Genomic DNA, 16,100 nt, shown 5'->3' with positions numbered 1-16,100 from the left:
GTGTTTTTGTACCAATAGGTTCCCTTAAGTTAACGGCTATGGATTACTTTCGGGAGCATCGTTCTGGTGAGTTGAAGGGAAGCAGCGGAGTGTCTTGTTTTGAAACAATTTCAATGTGTAATAGATTTTCTAATGCATATTGCGGGTTAAATTAACCTTTTAATTTACTTTAAATTATCTAAACCAACTATTAAAATACAGAAGAAAGATGCAAAAAATCATATTGGTTAATTAGTTTTACGCTAGTTAAATTTATTAAATAATCTCTGCGCCTCTGTGCCTCATTGTTCGTTTTTTCAAATGACATATCAATCTACATCTCCTCGTTATCATGTTGTTGATGCCCTACGTGGTTTTGCCATTGTGTCCATCATGTTACTACACAATATCGAACATTTCGATTTTTACTTTAAACCACCAGGTTTACCCGTATGGATGGTAAGTATGGATAAAGGTGTTTGGGATACTTTGTTCTTTCTGTTTGCGGGAAAATCATATGCTATATTTGCCATGTTGTTTGGACTGACTTTTTTTATTCAAACCAACAATCAGGAGAAAAAAGGTAAAGATTTTAGAGGACGTTTCGCATGGAGATTGGTATTGTTGATGGGTTTTGGAATCATAAATTCTGCTTTTTATCAAGGAGATATTCTTACGTTATACGCAGCGGTGGGCTTTTTGCTCATTCCATTTGCCAGGGTAAATAATAAGGTAGTTTTGGTGGTGGCTGTTCTTTTGTTTATCCAACCGCTTAACCTTTGGCATTTGTTTACCGTTATTCAAAATCCTGAGATGGAAATAGCTAATCCATTGTCATGGTCTTATTTTGGTAAGATGGCTCCATATATAAAAGACCACTCGCTTTGGACCACCATTTACGGAAACCTAACCAATGGAAAAACAGCGGTGGTACTTTGGAATTGGGAAAACGGTCGATTCTTTCACATGTTGGCTTTGTTCATGATCGGAATGCTGATGGGAAGGAAGCAACTGTTTGCTGAAAACAGTCAAAATAAAAAGTTTTGGCTGCGGACTTTAATTGTTTCGGCCATCGTATTTATTGTTTTGTTTGTGATTCAAAAAAATGCCGGAAGTTATTTAACCACTAAGGCGCTAAAGCGTGCTTTTATGACCCTTGAAAAACCGTGGACCAACATAGCCTTTATGTTTGTATTGGTTTCCGTTTTTACAATGTTCTTTTGGAGTAAAGTCGGTAGTAAAATCCTGGGTATATTTTCACCAATCGGAAAAATGAGTCTGTCCAATTACATTTTTCAGTCGATAATGGGCGCTACTATTTATTATGGTTTTGGTTTAGCGATGTACCAATACACCGGCGCAACATACAGTACTTTAATTGGCTTACTTCTGGCTGTTTTAATGGGAGTGTTTTGTACATGGTGGGCAAAGCGTTTTACACATGGTCCGCTTGAGCATTTATGGCATAAGGCCACTTGGGTAAAGATTGGGAAAAGGGAGTAGGTTTTAGGGTATAGGATTTTGGAGATAGGTGAAAGGCAGATTAAGGCCTTCAGCTATCTCCACATTAGAGTTACCTACCGTTTATTATCCGTACTTACTTGCAGGTTCGTTTTTAATGACTCGTCCAATAATTAAAGGTCACTAATGACTATTGACTTTTGACTGGTGACTATTCAGTCCCAACTGTTATGCCTCGAAACAGCAAATTTTCCGCCTCCCATCAATATCAAGGCCAAAGCACCAAAAAAATACAATCCCAATAATTCTAATTCCCATCCGCCGTGTTTGTTTAGGGAAAAAATATCATTGGCATAAGCCAGGTAAGCAGCTACTGCCACATTTCCTGCAAAAATAAATGCCGCCAGGCGGGTTCTGTATCCGATTATGATCAATATTGGAGCTATAATTTCTCCCACATAAACACCATATGCCATAAATTCGGGCAATCCTTTGGCAGCCAACATTCCACCTATAAAATCCACTCCTTTTAGTTTTGCTATTCCGTGCAACAACATTAAAATTCCTACTGAAAATCTGATGATTAGCAATCCTAAATCATTATTTTGTCTCATGAATGTCTTTTTTGTTGTTCACAGAAAAAATAACAGGAAATCGAATAAAATGTTTCATTCCACCCACGCTTATTAACTTTCCATTCTTTTAATTTTTCTTCATTCACTGGTTTTAATTCATTAATTTTGATTATACGCTGTATCATCAATAAAATGAGAGCATATGTTTAATGAACTGGTAAAGAAAGTAAAAGAAGAATATCGCAAAGCAACCCAAGCAGAAGTGGTTCATCCGGAAATATTTCAGGATACGCTGGCAACCAAGGTTAGCTGGGTTCCCCTGAAAAACGGGGGAGCCAATTTTAGAACACATAAGGTAATAAAGGTAGATGAGAATAATCTCGAAGTACAGCCAACCTTGATGTCCAAAATATTTGCGCATATATTTATGATAGCCGGGGCTGTGATGATAGCTTATTCACTTTATAAACTGTCTGAAGTGGCATGGCAGTTTCAGGAAGAGGATTATTTTTTATTTGGCGGAGGTCTTTTATTCTGCGTAATTTCCATAGTGTTCAATATTTTTATGGTTCAAAAAAAGTACTTTGATAAAACACAAGGTTACTACTGGGTTGGTAAAAAAGGGCCTCGAGAGGTTTATAATCCAAATGAAGACAAACATTTTACCAAACTCTCCGCCATTTATGCCCTTCAAATTATTAAGGAAAGGATTAGAAGCGACAAGGGTAATTACAATAGTTATGAGTTAAACCTGGTTTGCAAGGATAAATCCCGGGTTAACGTAATGGATCATGCCAAGATAGATTCGCTCAGGGAAGATGCGCAAACCATTAGTCAGTTTTTGGGCGTACCCCTGTGGGACAGTACCTAAAACTCTCCAGTCACCAGTCGTCTGACTCTGACTGTCGACTAAAATACTACCTGCTAAAATTAACTATATTTGCCCCAATAATATCCAACAACAAAACATAGAATAAAATGAAAAACTATTTGTACCTGTTAGGTTGTGCGGCGTTTTTGTTTTCCTTTCAATCCCCTCAAAAGGAGGAAACCAAGTACATCGCATCTATACCTAATGTAAAAGAAAAAGTAGAAGAGTTTACTGCTTTTAAACTGACAACAGATGTATCTAACTTATCTGCCAATCAAAAGAAGATGTTACCCTTGTTGTTTGAGGCCGCTCAAATAATGGACGATCTTTTCTGGAAGCAAGCCTGGGGCGATAAGGATGCTTTGATGTGCAAGATAGACGATGAGTACACTAAAAAATACCTGGAAATCAACTATGGGCCCTGGGAAAGATTAAATGGAAATGCGTCCTTTATTAAAGGAATAGGAGACAAGCCGGCCGGAGCTCAATTCTACCCTGAAGATATGACCAGGGAAGAGTTTGATGCTTTGGAAGATGAGACCAAAAACAGTCTGTACACCATTATTGTACGAGATGAGCATGGCAAATTAAAAGTGGTACCCTATCATGTGGCCTATGCCGATGAGTTAGAAAAGGTAGCAGGCTTGCTTAAGCAGGCCGCAACTTTGGCCGATGATACAGGTTTTAAAGAATATCTGGAGAAAAGAGCGGTAGCATTGATGGATAGCGAATACTTTGAAAGCGAACTGGCCTGGATGAGCATGAAAAACAACAGGATTGACTTTGTGGTTGGCCCCATTGAAAACTACGAAGATGCGCTTTATGGAGCAAAGACAGCTTTTGAATCATACATATTAATCAAGGACATGGAATGGTCGGATAAGTTAGCGCACTTTGCTTCTTTATTGCCTGAGTTGCAAAAAGGGTTGCCGGTGGATGCCAAATACAAAGCCGAAGTTCCGGGAAGTGACTCTGATTTGGGAGCCTACGATGTGGTTTATTATGGTGGCGACTGCAATGCCGGAAGCAAGACCATTGCCATCAACCTACCCAACGATCCGAAAGTACATCTGCAAAAAGGAAGTCGTAAACTGCAGTTGAAAAATTCCATGAAGGCTAAGTTCGACAAGATTTTGGTACCCATCAGCAAGTTGTTGATTGCAGAAGAACAGCAAAAGAACGTAACGTTTGATGCCTTTTTTGAGAACACCATGTTCCACGAGGTAGCGCACGGGCTGGGAATTAAAAATACCTTGGACGGTGCCGGAACGGTTCGTGAGGCCTTAAAAGAAACATCGACAGCCATTGAAGAAGGCAAAGCCGATATACTTGGACTTTATATGGTGGATATGTTAACCCAAATGAACGAGTTGGGCGAAGACCAGGTGCTGACGGACAACTACGTGACCTTTATGGCCGGACTGTTCCGTTCTATACGTTTTGGTGCTTCCAGCTCGCACGGTAAAGCCAATATGATTCGTTTTAACTATTTTAAGGAGAAAGAAGCTTTTACCAAAGATACAAGCACCGGAAAATATAAAGTGGACTTTGATAAGATGCGTGCTGCCATGATCGACCTTTCCAAAGAAATCTTGGTGATGCAAGGCGATGGCGACTATACCAAAGCACAGAAGATGATCAAAGAAATGGGTTTTATCCAACCAGAGTTACAAGCTGACCTGGACAAGATAGCTGCCGCCGGAATTCCTCGCGACATTGTTTTTGAACAAGGTGTGGAGATGCTTGATTTATAGCCTCCCCCCGGGGGAGGGTACAGGGAACGTGGAGCATAGCAACCGATTTTTCTATTAATAACCCTTTAAATATACACATAGCAGTTACTTTTGTTACCCAGGATAGGGAACCACCAACGGCATACCGTTCCGGAAGATAGCACAGATTAAACTTAATGAGAAGATATATGGAAAATTATTTGCAAAAGATTTTCACTAACTAAGCAATTACAACTGAAGGATATGAAAAAAACGTAACAGTAGATAAAATGTAAATGATCATTACAGCAATTCTATTGACGATTTAAAATCAGAACTTAAGGTATCTGTGATTAAGCAATCTGGATTTTTGAAAGGCGGTTATGGAGCCGATTTGTTTTTAATTACAGAAGGTAATTTCTACAGACTTAAATTTGTGCTTCCCGAACTTCAGTTCTGTGTGATACAATAATTATTAAACCCGGATTATGCATTAGAACTTTGTCGTGAACATTGAAAGTGCAATAAAACAAGGCTTTACTGAAACGAGGCATCACTTGTCCCGATTACTTTCGGGAGCATCGTTATGGTGAGTTGAGGTGAAGCAGCGGAGTGTCTTGTATTGAAACAATTTCAATGTGTAATAGATTTTCTAATGCATATTCCGGGTTAAAAGAAAAAGTATAAAAACAACTGCGTAACTAAGTGCAAAATTAAGTGCAATATTATGGAAAAAGTCAAACTGAGTAAAACTGATGCTTTGGCGATCGAACGGACTCGTCTGGCCAATGAACGGACTTTTTTAGCTTATTTTAGAACCTCAATCGTTTTTCTTAGCTCGGGCGTAGCAATTATTAAAATTGAAGCACTGAGTGATATTATGAATATTGGATTTTTTTTAATGGTGGTCGCACCATTATTATTTGTCATTGGAATTATTCGATTTTTTTATGTGAGAAGGCAATTGAGAAAATATTACGATACGCAATAGACCTAAGATTACAATAATACATATTTTAAAGAATACAAAACTTGTATAGAGACCTTAAAAAACAATTTATATATGCATCCGGTAATATCTTTCAGTTTGAACGCATTGAAAAAAAATTCCAGATCAATAAAATACTAAGCATTATTAATACCGAATAAAAAAGCCTGACGATTGCCAGGCTTTCATTCAATGTAATTAGATTTTTTACTTCTTGATGGACCATCCTCCCTTAAGTCCAAAGATAAAATATCCTAAGTATAAGGCTCCAACAGCAAAGATGGTATCTCCGATAGCTCTGAGCCAACGTATGTTTTGCATAGTCGGGGTTCCCAGGAATTCAGCCGAACGGGCATACCATAAACCATGTTTAACGCTGGCCACCGTTTGCGCCAACCCTACGGGTAAAACACTAATGAGAACCATTAGTAACAATCCGATATTCATTGACCAAAATGCGATTTTAATAGGTCTTTCTTTCCAATCTACTTTTAAGTCCATATCCCTTAGAACAAATAACATCAGTCCAATACCTAGCATACCGTATACGCCAAACATAGCAGTATGACCGTGAACAGGGGTCGTGTTTAGGCCTTGCATATAGTAAAGCGCAATGGGAGGATTGATTAAGAATCCAAATATTCCGGCTCCCAATAAATTCCAAAACGCAACTGCAATAAAAAAGTAGATGGGCCATTTGTAGGCGTTTACCCAAGTACTCACCCGGCTAAGTTTTAGGTTGTGATAGGCCTCAAAACCCATAAACACCAGCGGGGCTACCTCCAATGCGCTAAATGTTGCGCCCAGGGCTAACACGGCGGTGGGCGTTCCCGTAAAATATAAGTGGTGAAACGTGCCTAAGATTCCCCCTGAAAGAAATATGATAGTTGAAAACAGGACGCTTGATGTAGCTATACTCGATTTAATCAGTTGCATACGAACAAACAAAAATGCGATAGCCACAGTGGCAAACACTTCAAAGAATCCCTCCACCCAAAGGTGTACTACCCACCAACGCCAGTATTCGGCAACAGCGAGGTGTGTTTGTTGTCCCCACATCAATCCGGCACCATAAAAAGCTGCGATTGCGATGGAAGCAATTAAAAACATCAACAATAAATGACGGTTTTCGTTACGTTCCTTAAGAGCCGGCAGTAGTGCCCGTCCCATTAAAAACAGCCAGATAAACAAACCCAGAAAAAGGAAGATTTGCCAAAAGCGACCTAAGTTCACGTATTCGTATCCTTGGTGTCCGAACCAAAAGTTCTGAGCCAAACCTAATTTCTGCATAATCCCCATCCATTGTCCGGCCAAAGAGCCCAGCACAATAACAAGTAGAGCGCCAAACAGTATGTCAACACCAGGTTTTTGAAATTTTGGTTCATTGCCGGAAACAGCAGGAGCGATAAACAAGCCTGTTGCTAACCAAGAAGTAGCTATCCAAAAAATTGCCAACTGTATATGCCATGTCCTTGATACGGAATACGGTAAAAAGTCTGCTAAAGGTATACCATAGAATCCATTTCCTTCAACACCAAAATGGGCGGTAATTACGCCCATGATAATTTGTACTATAATGAGCGCTGTTACCAGCCAAAAATATTTTAAGGTTGCTTTCATCGAAGGCGTCTGTTTAACACCGGATAGCGGGTTCACTGCTGGAACATTAGCAATTTCGTCATCCTCTTCTCTGTTGGTAGCATAATACCAGGCCAATAATCCAATTCCCACCAAAAGTACAATTACGCTAAAACCAGTCCAAAGAAGTAAATCACCCGTTGGCTCGTTGGCAACTAGCTTTTCGGGTGGCCAGTTATTGGTATAGCTTATTTCCTGCCCGGGACGTTCTGTAACCGTTGACCATGTAGCCCAGAAGAAAAAGGTATTCATTTTATCCATCCTGTCTGCATCTTTTATGCTGTTTGCAGGAATGGCATAGGCTTCGCGTAAATCGGTAAGCGCTTCGCCGTCCATGAATAATGCAGTATAATGACTGCTTACAAATTCAATGGCATCTGCTCGCAGATTTGAAATATGCAAGGTCTTTGTGGATTTATCATAGGTATTGGTGCGCATTTCCTTCTGAAGCCTGATTTCAAGCATGGCTTGTTTTTCTTCCGTAAGGTCATCGTAATTTAAGTTGAATTCAGATTGTGCAAACCTGTCTAAAATGTACATGGCCTCACGGTGAAGCCAGTCCGCGGTTCAATCTGGCGCTTGGTATGCACCATGTCCCCACACAGTTCCTAACTCCTGACCTCCAATAGATTGCCAAATATTCTGACCGTCCTTGATGTTTTGGCCTGTAAATAGCACTTTGCCGCTATTGTTAACTACTTTTTCGGGTATGGGCGGAGCTTCCCGGTAAATCTCCCAACCATAGTAACCTAATATCCCGAATGAAATTACCATCACCAGGATAAATCCAATCCAAAGTTTTCTTGTATTCATATTTCTTAGATTTAAAGTTTGAACAAATGTATAACATTTTTTATAAAAGGACATGAGTGTCCTTTTATAAAAAATGTTTATCTTTGCAGAAATAAAAACAAGAAACATGGATATAGATATTAAAACAAGCGTTGGAGACATTGTAAAAGCGAATTTCAAAACAGCTCAGATATTTGAGAAGAATGGCATTGATTTTTGTTGCGGAGGGGGAATCAGTTTGGGTGAAGCCTGCAAAAAATCCAATATTGATGCCAGGCTATTAGTTCCTGAATTACAAGCCAAGGTGGAACAAAATGATGCCGATTCAAGATACATTGACAGTCTTGAACTTGATGAATTATGCGATTACATCGAAAAAAGGCACCATTCTTATGTGAACGAGAATATACCGTTTATCCAACAGAAATTGCAGAAGCTATGCGATGTTCACGGGGCTAACCATCCGGAGCTTTATGAGGTTAAAGAATTGTTTGATGGTGCAGCTGCAAATTTAAGCATGCACCTGAAGAAAGAAGAATTAATGCTGTTTCCATATATCCGCAAAATGGTAAAATATAAAAAGGAAGCCTTGAAGGGGGATAGCGAATTTGGGGAAGCACAAAAAAACATAGACTTATTGGATGAAGAACATCAAACGGAGGGTGGGCGTTTTGAAAAAATATCGACACTTACATCTTCCTATACCTGCCCACCCGATGGCTGCGGTACATACCAAGTTACCTATCAAACCTTAAAAGAGTTTGAAAACGATTTACACCGGCATATACATTTGGAAAACAACATCCTGTTTAAGAAAGCTTTAATTATTGAAAACGAACTTATAAATTAAGATACTATGTTATCCAAAAGCACCGAGTATGCCATTAGGGCTTTAGTATATGTGCAATTATGTAACTGGGAGCAACAAAGACCCGGTGTAGGGGAAATTGCCAAAGAAATAGAGGCCCCCGAATCTTATACGGCCAAAATCCTCCAGACACTTACCAAAAATAAGTTGATGGATTCCATGAAAGGCAGAGGTGGTGGTTTTTTCTTTAACAACAACCAATGCGATTTGACCCTGTACGATGTAATTCATGTTATTGAAGGAGATGCCTGTTTTCATAAATGCGGTTTTGGGTTAAGAAACTGTAATAACGATAACCCTTGTCCCCTGCATGAACAATATAAAGTTGTTCGGGATGGATTTTTTGCGATAGTTCAAACAGAAACCATCAAATCCTTATCGCAAAAAATCAAACAAGGCGAAGCGGTATTAAATAGATTATCTGGATGACAATATACCCTTTATGAAAGGAACTATCGGAAAACGGACTTTCCAGATATCTGATGGGATTAACTGCAGTAACGGAAAATATTGAAGACATTCTATTCCATTCAGATAGTGGACCGAAAGCGCGATCGAATGGTAAAACGGAAATTAAAAAGGAACGGAGGGAAGTACCATGAAACCAAATAATCGACTCATCAATGAAATAAAAAAGCTTAAAAAAGCGAAGAATGCAATCATTCTGGCACATTACTATCAGTATGGTGAAATTCAGGATATAGCCGATTTTGTGGGTGACAGCCTTGATTTATCAAGAAAGTCTGCGGAAACAGATGCTGATATTATTGTATTTGCAGGGGTCCATTTCATGGCTGAAACCGCAAAAATTCTTTCGCCATCGAAAAAGGTGTTGATTCCCGATCCGGAAGCCGGTTGTTCCCTGGCAGATTCCTGCTCTTATGCAGATTTTAAACGCTTTAGGGAAAAATACCCAGATCACGTAGTGGTTTCTTATGTAAATACAACGGCGGAAATAAAAACACTAACAGATATAACTTGCACGTCGACCAATGCCAAACAGGTTATTGATAGTATCCCTGTTGATCGTGAAATAATATTTGCACCCGACAGAAACCTGGGTAACTACCTGAACGGCATCACAGGCAGAAATATGGTGCTATGGGATGGGGCATGTCATGTTCACGAGGAATTCTCTCTGGAAAAAATTCTGGAAATAAAAGAAGAATACCCCAACGCCAAATTAATTGCCCATCCGGAATGCCAGAAACCTATCCAGATTGCAGCAGATTTTATCGGTTCTACATCGGCATTATTAAAGTTTACGCAAGCTGAAGGGTGCAAAGAGTTTATTGTCGCAACTGAATCAGGGATATTGCACCAGATGCGAAAAGCAAACCCGGAAAAACACTTCATCCCGGCACCGCCCATCGATTCAACCTGCGGATGCAACGACTGCAGGTACATGAAACTGCATACACTTGAAAAAATATGCGATAGTTTGGTTTATGAACAATTTGAGGTGAACCTCTGCAGTGACATCATTGAAAAAGCGAGGGTTCCGATTCAAAAAATGTTGGATTTATCATAAAACAATAAAAAACTTACATACATGAATATCACAAAAATTTTATCTGATGAGCATCAAACAATACTGAAAGTTATAGATGCCGTGCTTAAAGAATGTAATGAAATTGAAAACGGAAAGGTTTTAGAGATAGGCTTTTTCCAAAAGACGATTGATTTTATTAAAAACTACGCTGATAAATTCCATCACGCCAAAGAAGAGGATATTCTTTTTAAAGCCATGCTGGAGAATATCGAAAATTTACATTGTAACCCTATTCCCGTAATGCTTCATGAGCATGATGAAGGGCGTAAGTATGTAAAAGGTATGGACGATGGGTTAACCAATTCCGATACAAGGCAAATACTTGAAAATGCAAGAGGATATTGCTTCTTGCTGCAACAGCATATTTATAAGGAAGATAACGTTCTATATCCAATGGCCGAAGAAGCTTTAAGTGATGAACAGAAAGATCTGGTGAACCAAAGATATCAGAAGATTGAATCAGAGCTAAATAAGGAAATGAAAATGGTTGATTTGAAATTTATGTAATATGAACTATTCAGTGCAATGAGTATTCATAAAAAATTTATTGCTTTTCTTTTTGCTTTTTGGGCAGGGTTAATAAGTGCCATCAGCTTTCTGGAAGCATGGTTAAAGTTTAGGGCAAATGGGGTAACCAGGGAAATTGGTTTAAGTATTGGAAGTTTGGTCTTTACGGTATTAAATCGTATTGAATTGTTAATTCTGTTGATTGTTTGGGTATTGTTTTTTCAAACATATAGAAAGCGGGTTTTTAGTCTGTCTTCTCATCGTATCATGTTCTGGCTGCTGAACATCATATTATTGATGCAATCTCTTTGGCTTTTACCTCAGTTGTTGCAAAGAGCCGAACAAATAATCGCAGGCGATAGGCCATCGGGTTCAGCGGTCCACCTGATTTTTATTTTGTTTGAAACAAGTAAACTTGTTTTGCTGATAGCATTGTCATTTAAGGTTTTAAATAACAATGAAAAATTTCTATCGCAGAAGTAGGATTTACAAATAAACAGCATACCAAAAGACCAGTCTTATTAGAGCGCATAACGATTAAACCTGCAATATGTATTAAAAAATCTATTACACATTGAAATTGCTTCAGAACAAGACACTTCGTTGCTTCACTTCATCGCACGAGAACGAAGAAAAACAGTAAGATTGCCCTTTCAATGTTCATGACGAAGTTCTAATGCATAAGCCGGGTTAAAACTAAACAATAAATTACGGCAAATGAAAACAATAGGAATCTTAGGGGGACTAGGACCGGAGGCTACCGTAGATTATTACAAGGAAATAATTAAAGGTTTCGATAAAATAAATGGCAATGGCAGCTTGAATTATCCAGAGATTGTTCTTTATAGTGTTACCATGTCAAGGTTTATTGGTTTACTCGAAGAGGATAAGTATGACAAAGCATCCGATTACCTGGCCGATTGTTTAAACGGTATAAAAAATGCCGGGGCGGATTTTGCCGTGTTGAGCGCCAATACACCTCATCTGTTGTTCAACGAAATTCAAGGCCAGGTTGATTTACCGTTAATTAGCATTCTGGAAGTTTGTGCTCAAAAGGCTCAATCTATTGGCGCAGAAAGGTGCGGTTTATTGGGTACGAAATTTACCATGCAAAAGGACTTTTATCAAAAGGTTTTTCAGGAATACAACATTGAAATATTTGTACCGGATGAACAACAGGTAGAGTTCATTCATTCTAAGCTGTTTGACGAACTTGAATTAGGCATTTTTAAAGAAAAAACAAAACAAGAGTTACTTGAAATTGTAGAAGATCTGAAGGAAAAACAAAGAATTGATGCTGTAATACTGGGCTGTACGGAATTTCCTTTAATGTTTACCGAAGATAGGTATTTGAATTTGCCCTTCTTGAATACAACATGTATTCATGTGAATGCTATTATTAATGAATGTTTAAAATCTGAAAACAATGCAAGCGAAAAATAAATATTTACCGGTTAATCCGGTCTTTTTTGAAATTACCGACTCATTTATGCAGCAAGTGGTAAGAGTAGTATATTTTGGTGAAAATCAATCATTAGAAGAATCTAATGGGAAATTAAAAGGTATTTTAAAAAACAAATCAGGTGAATTTATGAATATTCAATCAGATGAAAATGTCAGAATAGACAGAGTAATAACCATAAACGGAAATCCCGGTCCCGCTTTTGATGAATATGATGCCTACGCCAACGCGTGTTTATCTTGTCAGGCAGGTTATGATGATTGATGATGGGAATAAAGAAAGTTTGGAGAAACGATACGGTAAATACCTGCGTGGCTTGCATGCTATGCCAGTCTTTTGCACCACGAGTGTTTAAGGTATTCGGTAAGATGGTAGTAATGCCCGACGTGGATTACAATAAATATGAACTTGAGATTCGGGAAGCTGCAGAAAGCTGCCCCACAGGCATAATTAAAATTGAAGAAGAAAAATGAAGGTAGCAGTTTGGGATACATATGTGCAGCGTAGCGATGGTAAGAAAATGCATTTTGATATTTTAGTACCGGAAACATTGAAAGAAGAATCGGTTATTTATGCTTTCGGGAAGAACTACCTGAAAGAAAAAGATGTGAAATCAGCAGAAATAAGCACAAAGGAATGTGAGTTCTGTCATCTGGAAGAAGCTGCACTGGCTGTGGTTTCGGAAATTGAGAAAAAAGGTTACCATATTGTTGAATTGGAAAATTGTGATTGAGAATGGTAAAATCACAAAGAACCTTAGCAAAAACCTATAAGAAATTCCATAAATGGCCTGGATTAATAATCGCCTTTTTGCTCTTGTATTATGGCATTACAGGTATTTTTATGAACCATCGGGAGTTCTTTTCAGGTTGGGACATAGCACGAACCGCACTTCCCGAAAACTTTCACTATAACAATTGGAACAATAGTGCCCTAAAAGGGAATCTTATACGCAATAAAGACAGTATTCTGGTATATGGGAATATCGGTATCTGGCTTACCGATTCAGCTTGTACGAATTATACTTCTTTTAATTCAGGTTTTCCTAAAGGTATGGATAACAGAAAAATTTTTGATGTTCATCAATCCAAAGACGGGAATTTGTATGCAGCAACACATTTTGGGTTATATGCCTATAATTTTAATCAGGGGAGTTGGAATAAATTTCCATTAGATGTTGATATAAAAAGGTTTGTTGCCATTGAGAGTGTGGGTGACACAATTTTTGCTTTAAACCGTTCCTTTATGTTTAAAGGAATATCCAGGGGCTTAAAAACGAATTTTAATAAGATTGAATTAAAAGAACCTGTTGGTTATAAAAAAGAAGTAAGTCTCTTTGAAACAATATGGCAAATTCATTCCGGCGAAATTTTTGGTTTGCCGGGGAAGTTATTTGTGGATATACTGGGTGTCATAACGTTATTTTTATCGTTAACAGGAATTGTTTATTTCTTCTTTCCGGGATGGGCTAAGAAGCGAAGAACGAAATCAAAAAAATATGCGCTAATAATAGGTATAAACAAATGGTCGTTAAAATGGCATAATTATATGGGTGCTTGGACTTTTATGGCACTGATTGTGCTATTTTTTACAGGAATGTTCTTGCGCCCTCCATTGCTTATTGCAATTGCCAAATCAAAGGTAGCACCCCTTAAATTTTCGCACCTCGACCAAGCCAATCCTTGGTACGATAAATTGAGAGATCTTTTGTATGATGCCGACAACAACCGGTTTTTACTTTCAACATCAGAAGGTATGTATTATTTGTCCGCAAATAACTTTAAACCCATGCCATTTAAAATTCAACCACCTGTTAGTGTTATGGGCATAAACGCCCTAAAACCATTCCATAACGGCGCATATTTAATCGGTTCTTTTAGCGGGTTGTTTCTTTGGCATCCTTTGCATCCTGAAATATATAATTATGCACAACAGGGAAAGATATATGAGGGAAACACTGCTGGTCGTCCCATTGGTGATTTTAAAATTACGGGTTACCTAACCGACGCGAATGGTCATCAATATATGGTTGATTACGATAAAGGAATTATTCCATTGTACCACAACCGCCCATTTCCGAAAATGCCAGATCATATGTTATCAGAATCAAAAATGTCGTTATGGAATTTATCACTTGAAATACACACCGGAAGATTTTTTCAGCAGCAGACGGGTATCTTTTATATCTTCATCGTTCCAGTCTCAGCATTGGTAGGAATTACGGTAGTTTTGAGTGGTTATTTGCTTTGGCGAAAACGGCACAGAAAGAAAAAGAAACACGAGAAAGTTCGTACCTTGTAAAATAAAAAAACTTCAAGAAATGATTTCAAGAAATTACAAAACAGAACCTTTAAAGGAAAATCCCCACAACGTGGAAGTAAGACAAATGTATAATGATGCATCGGCTCAGATCATGCATATTACCCTAAAACCAGGGGAAACCCTAAAACCACACAAAACACCTGTGGATGTAACCTTTTATGTGTTGGAAGGAACACCGACCGTGCATGTGGGCGAGGAATCAGCGGTATTTGAAAGAGACAATTTAATAGAAAGCCCGGCTGATATTGTTCATTATTTAAGTAATGAAAGTAATAGTCAGGCCAGGATATTGGTTACTAAAGCACCAAGACCCGCTAAACAAACCAAGCTATTATAAATTGGACTATGGCTAGATATGAGCGAACTACTAAAAATTTCGTAATACAGAAGATTGAAGTTAAAGACTTATCCTAAAACTCATTTCGGAATGATATTGATAAATAACCCGGTTATCAATAGGTTTTTCTGTTATCCAGCCCCGAGGGATGTAATATGGGTAAAGCTTTTACAAAGGGAATATCAGCGGGGGCAAAATTATACTTGCACAAATCAGATGGACTTACCCATGCCATCTGATCATGGTCATGTAGTACGATATCTCCGGATAAATGACGGCAAAAATATGCTTTGAGCACAATGTGTTTTTCTTTATAATGATGATTGTTCTCCATAAAAAAGTCACCGACCTCAACCTTAATGTCCAATTCTTCCTCAATTTCCCTTGCCAGGCATTCTTCATCTGTTTCACCGTCAGACTGTCTAAAAACTAAAAAGGTGTTGACATAAAGTTCATAAGTATGGTGTAGTTTTTTTTAGTAAAAAACAGGTATTATGTATCTTACATACATGAGATACATACAAGGACAAGATCGTCAACAAATCAATCTATTTCCGGTAAACCTCGACGGAGCAGTATCCGAAGATAATGACGTGAGGTTAATTGATGAGTTTGTAGCGTGCCTTAATATGCAGGAATTCGGTTTTCAAATGGCGCAAAGCGAAACCGGTCGCCCGGGATACCATCCGGGCGTTTTATTAAAGCTATATCTGTATGGCTATATGAACGGCATACGCTCTTCGCGCAAGCTGGAAAAGGAATGCAATCGTAACATCGAGGTTATGTGGTTGTTGGGGTGCCTTAACCCAGATCACAATACCATTTCCAATTTTCGCCGCGACAACCCCAAGCCCATCAAAAAGGTTTTTCGGGCAACCATATCCCTGGCCAGGCATTTTAACCTGATAGGCGGCGTGTTGATAGCAGGCGACAGCACCAAGCTCAGAGCTCAGAACAGTAAAAAGAACAATTACAACCAGGCCAAAATAGACCGTCACCTGAAGTATATCGAGAACAAACTGGAAGAATACAACAA

General features: G+C 38.5%; 18 protein-coding genes and 2 pseudogenes. 16 read left to right on the top strand and 4 right to left on the bottom strand.

Features of this window, described 5'->3' with window-relative positions; genetic code table 11:
- Nucleotides 1-300: 300 nt before the first annotated feature.
- Nucleotides 301-1,482: a DUF418 domain-containing protein gene (locus ACRD64_RS24350; RefSeq protein WP_430937078.1), complete on the top strand. Its 1,182-nt coding sequence runs from the start codon at nt 301-303 to the stop codon at nt 1,480-1,482.
- A 173-nt stretch (nt 1,483-1,655) separates the two neighbouring features.
- On the opposite strand, the gene ACRD64_RS24345 is transcribed toward ACRD64_RS24350, so the two are convergent.
- Complete coding sequence (locus ACRD64_RS24345; RefSeq protein WP_430937076.1) at nt 1,656-2,054, bottom strand: DoxX family protein; 399 nt, start codon at nt 2,052-2,054, stop codon at nt 1,656-1,658.
- A gap of 163 nt (nt 2,055-2,217) precedes the next feature.
- Here ACRD64_RS24345 and ACRD64_RS24340 point away from each other — a divergent pair, with 163 nt between their 5' ends.
- The 3 genes from ACRD64_RS24340 (at nt 2,218) to ACRD64_RS24330 (ending at nt 5,589) form a co-directional block, all read left to right on the top strand.
- Complete coding sequence (locus tag ACRD64_RS24340) at nt 2,218-2,886, top strand: hypothetical protein (RefSeq protein WP_430937074.1); 669 nt, start codon at nt 2,218-2,220, stop codon at nt 2,884-2,886.
- Nucleotides 2,887-2,993: 107 nt separating this feature from the next.
- Nucleotides 2,994-4,640 carry a dipeptidyl-peptidase 3 family protein gene (locus ACRD64_RS24335; protein WP_430937072.1) on the top strand — a complete coding sequence of 549 codons (1,647 nt, stop codon included), beginning with the start codon at nt 2,994-2,996 and terminating at the stop codon, nt 4,638-4,640.
- Nucleotides 4,641-5,325: 685 nt separating this feature from the next.
- Complete coding sequence (locus ACRD64_RS24330) at nt 5,326-5,589, top strand: YidH family protein (protein WP_430937070.1); 264 nt, start codon at nt 5,326-5,328, stop codon at nt 5,587-5,589.
- Between the two features lie 204 nt (nt 5,590-5,793).
- On the opposite strand, the gene ACRD64_RS24325 is transcribed toward ACRD64_RS24330, so the two are convergent.
- Nucleotides 5,794-7,206, bottom strand: coding sequence for a cbb3-type cytochrome c oxidase subunit I (locus tag ACRD64_RS24325; protein WP_430937080.1), 1,413 nt, complete (start codon nt 7,204-7,206; stop codon nt 5,794-5,796).
- A 195-nt stretch (nt 7,207-7,401) separates the two neighbouring features.
- Nucleotides 7,402-7,998 (bottom strand): annotated as a pseudogene (locus tag ACRD64_RS24320) (nitric-oxide reductase large subunit); the annotation flags it as partial.
- A gap of 145 nt (nt 7,999-8,143) precedes the next feature.
- On the opposite strand from ACRD64_RS24320, the gene ric reads away from it, so the two are divergent.
- The 11 genes from ric (at nt 8,144) to ACRD64_RS24265 (ending at nt 15,064) form a co-directional block, all read left to right on the top strand.
- The gene (gene ric / locus ACRD64_RS24315) at nt 8,144-8,866 is read left to right on the top strand and encodes an iron-sulfur cluster repair di-iron protein (protein ID WP_430937067.1); all 723 of its coding nucleotides are present in this window, start codon (nt 8,144-8,146) and stop codon (nt 8,864-8,866) included.
- A gap of 6 nt (nt 8,867-8,872) precedes the next feature.
- Nucleotides 8,873-9,313, top strand: coding sequence for an RrF2 family transcriptional regulator (locus tag ACRD64_RS24310; RefSeq protein ID WP_430937065.1), 441 nt, complete (start codon nt 8,873-8,875; stop codon nt 9,311-9,313).
- 169 nt (nt 9,314-9,482) lie between these two features.
- Nucleotides 9,483-10,415, top strand: a complete 933-nt coding sequence (gene nadA, locus ACRD64_RS24305) for a quinolinate synthase NadA (protein ID WP_430937063.1) — start codon at nt 9,483-9,485, stop codon at nt 10,413-10,415.
- 21 nt (nt 10,416-10,436) lie between these two features.
- A complete protein-coding gene (locus ACRD64_RS24300; RefSeq protein ID WP_430937061.1) occupies nt 10,437-10,943 on the top strand; it encodes a hemerythrin domain-containing protein in 507 nt (168 codons plus the stop codon).
- Between the two features lie 18 nt (nt 10,944-10,961).
- Nucleotides 10,962-11,426: a hypothetical protein gene (locus tag ACRD64_RS24295; protein WP_430937057.1), complete on the top strand. Its 465-nt coding sequence runs from the start codon at nt 10,962-10,964 to the stop codon at nt 11,424-11,426.
- 234 nt (nt 11,427-11,660) lie between these two features.
- Nucleotides 11,661-12,386, top strand: coding sequence for an aspartate/glutamate racemase family protein (locus tag ACRD64_RS24290; protein WP_430937055.1), 726 nt, complete (start codon nt 11,661-11,663; stop codon nt 12,384-12,386).
- Nucleotides 12,370-12,669, top strand: coding sequence for a hypothetical protein (locus ACRD64_RS24285; RefSeq protein WP_430937053.1), 300 nt, complete (start codon nt 12,370-12,372; stop codon nt 12,667-12,669). Before ACRD64_RS24290 ends, ACRD64_RS24285 begins: the two co-directional genes overlap by 17 nt.
- A complete protein-coding gene (locus ACRD64_RS24280) occupies nt 12,669-12,878 on the top strand; it encodes a ferredoxin (protein WP_430937051.1) in 210 nt (69 codons plus the stop codon). The genes ACRD64_RS24285 and ACRD64_RS24280 overlap by 1 nt, the downstream gene beginning before the upstream one ends.
- The gene (locus ACRD64_RS24275; protein ID WP_430937049.1) at nt 12,875-13,138 is read left to right on the top strand and encodes a DUF2024 family protein; all 264 of its coding nucleotides are present in this window, start codon (nt 12,875-12,877) and stop codon (nt 13,136-13,138) included. The genes ACRD64_RS24280 and ACRD64_RS24275 overlap by 4 nt, the downstream gene beginning before the upstream one ends.
- A gap of 2 nt (nt 13,139-13,140) precedes the next feature.
- Nucleotides 13,141-14,706, top strand: coding sequence for a PepSY domain-containing protein (locus ACRD64_RS24270; protein WP_430937047.1), 1,566 nt, complete (start codon nt 13,141-13,143; stop codon nt 14,704-14,706).
- A gap of 19 nt (nt 14,707-14,725) precedes the next feature.
- On the top strand, nt 14,726-15,064 hold the full coding sequence (locus ACRD64_RS24265; RefSeq protein ID WP_430937045.1) for a cupin domain-containing protein: 339 nt from the start codon (nt 14,726-14,728) through the stop codon (nt 15,062-15,064).
- A 115-nt stretch (nt 15,065-15,179) separates the two neighbouring features.
- On the opposite strand, the pseudogene ACRD64_RS24260 reads toward ACRD64_RS24265, so the two are convergent.
- Nucleotides 15,180-15,470: pseudogene (locus ACRD64_RS24260) on the bottom strand ((deoxy)nucleoside triphosphate pyrophosphohydrolase); the annotation flags it as partial.
- Nucleotides 15,471-15,573: 103 nt separating this feature from the next.
- On the opposite strand from ACRD64_RS24260, the gene ACRD64_RS24255 reads away from it, so the two are divergent.
- Nucleotides 15,574-16,100: transposase (locus ACRD64_RS24255; protein ID WP_430937043.1), on the top strand; the 527-nt coding region annotated here is incomplete at its 3' end.

Origin of the sequence: Saccharicrinis sp. 156 (genome assembly GCF_050589685.1) — a bacterium.
GTDB lineage: Bacteria > Bacteroidota > Bacteroidia > Bacteroidales > Marinilabiliaceae > Saccharicrinis.
The sequence above is the reverse complement of the archived record's forward strand: the minus strand, read 5'-3'. Positions and strand labels throughout refer to the sequence as shown.

Excerpts from the sequence above, each read along its gene's own strand:
- ACRD64_RS24280 (WP_430937051.1), top strand. The coding sequence starts at position 12,669 with ATGATGGGAATAAAGAAAGTTTGGAGAAACGATACGGTAAATACCTGC.
- ACRD64_RS24270 (WP_430937047.1), top strand. The coding sequence starts at position 13,141 with ATGGTAAAATCACAAAGAACCTTAGCAAAAACCTATAAGAAATTCCAT.
- ACRD64_RS24275 (WP_430937049.1), top strand. The coding sequence starts at position 12,875 with ATGAAGGTAGCAGTTTGGGATACATATGTGCAGCGTAGCGATGGTAAG.
- ACRD64_RS24330 (WP_430937070.1), top strand. The coding sequence starts at position 5,326 with ATGGAAAAAGTCAAACTGAGTAAAACTGATGCTTTGGCGATCGAACGG.
- ACRD64_RS24310 (WP_430937065.1), top strand. The coding sequence starts at position 8,873 with ATGTTATCCAAAAGCACCGAGTATGCCATTAGGGCTTTAGTATATGTG.
- ric (WP_430937067.1), top strand. The coding sequence starts at position 8,144 with ATGGATATAGATATTAAAACAAGCGTTGGAGACATTGTAAAAGCGAAT.
- ACRD64_RS24325 (WP_430937080.1), bottom strand. The coding sequence starts at position 7,206 with ATGAAAGCAACCTTAAAATATTTTTGGCTGGTAACAGCGCTCATTATA.
- ACRD64_RS24285 (WP_430937053.1), top strand. The coding sequence starts at position 12,370 with ATGCAAGCGAAAAATAAATATTTACCGGTTAATCCGGTCTTTTTTGAA.
- nadA (WP_430937063.1), top strand. The coding sequence starts at position 9,483 with ATGAAACCAAATAATCGACTCATCAATGAAATAAAAAAGCTTAAAAAA.
- ACRD64_RS24345 (WP_430937076.1), bottom strand. The coding sequence starts at position 2,054 with ATGAGACAAAATAATGATTTAGGATTGCTAATCATCAGATTTTCAGTA.
- ACRD64_RS24350 (WP_430937078.1), top strand. The coding sequence starts at position 301 with ATGACATATCAATCTACATCTCCTCGTTATCATGTTGTTGATGCCCTA.
- ACRD64_RS24340 (WP_430937074.1), top strand. The coding sequence starts at position 2,218 with ATGTTTAATGAACTGGTAAAGAAAGTAAAAGAAGAATATCGCAAAGCA.
- ACRD64_RS24295 (WP_430937057.1), top strand. The coding sequence starts at position 10,962 with ATGAGTATTCATAAAAAATTTATTGCTTTTCTTTTTGCTTTTTGGGCA.
- ACRD64_RS24335 (WP_430937072.1), top strand. The coding sequence starts at position 2,994 with ATGAAAAACTATTTGTACCTGTTAGGTTGTGCGGCGTTTTTGTTTTCC.
- ACRD64_RS24300 (WP_430937061.1), top strand. The coding sequence starts at position 10,437 with ATGAATATCACAAAAATTTTATCTGATGAGCATCAAACAATACTGAAA.
- ACRD64_RS24290 (WP_430937055.1), top strand. The coding sequence starts at position 11,661 with ATGAAAACAATAGGAATCTTAGGGGGACTAGGACCGGAGGCTACCGTA.
- ACRD64_RS24265 (WP_430937045.1), top strand. The coding sequence starts at position 14,726 with ATGATTTCAAGAAATTACAAAACAGAACCTTTAAAGGAAAATCCCCAC.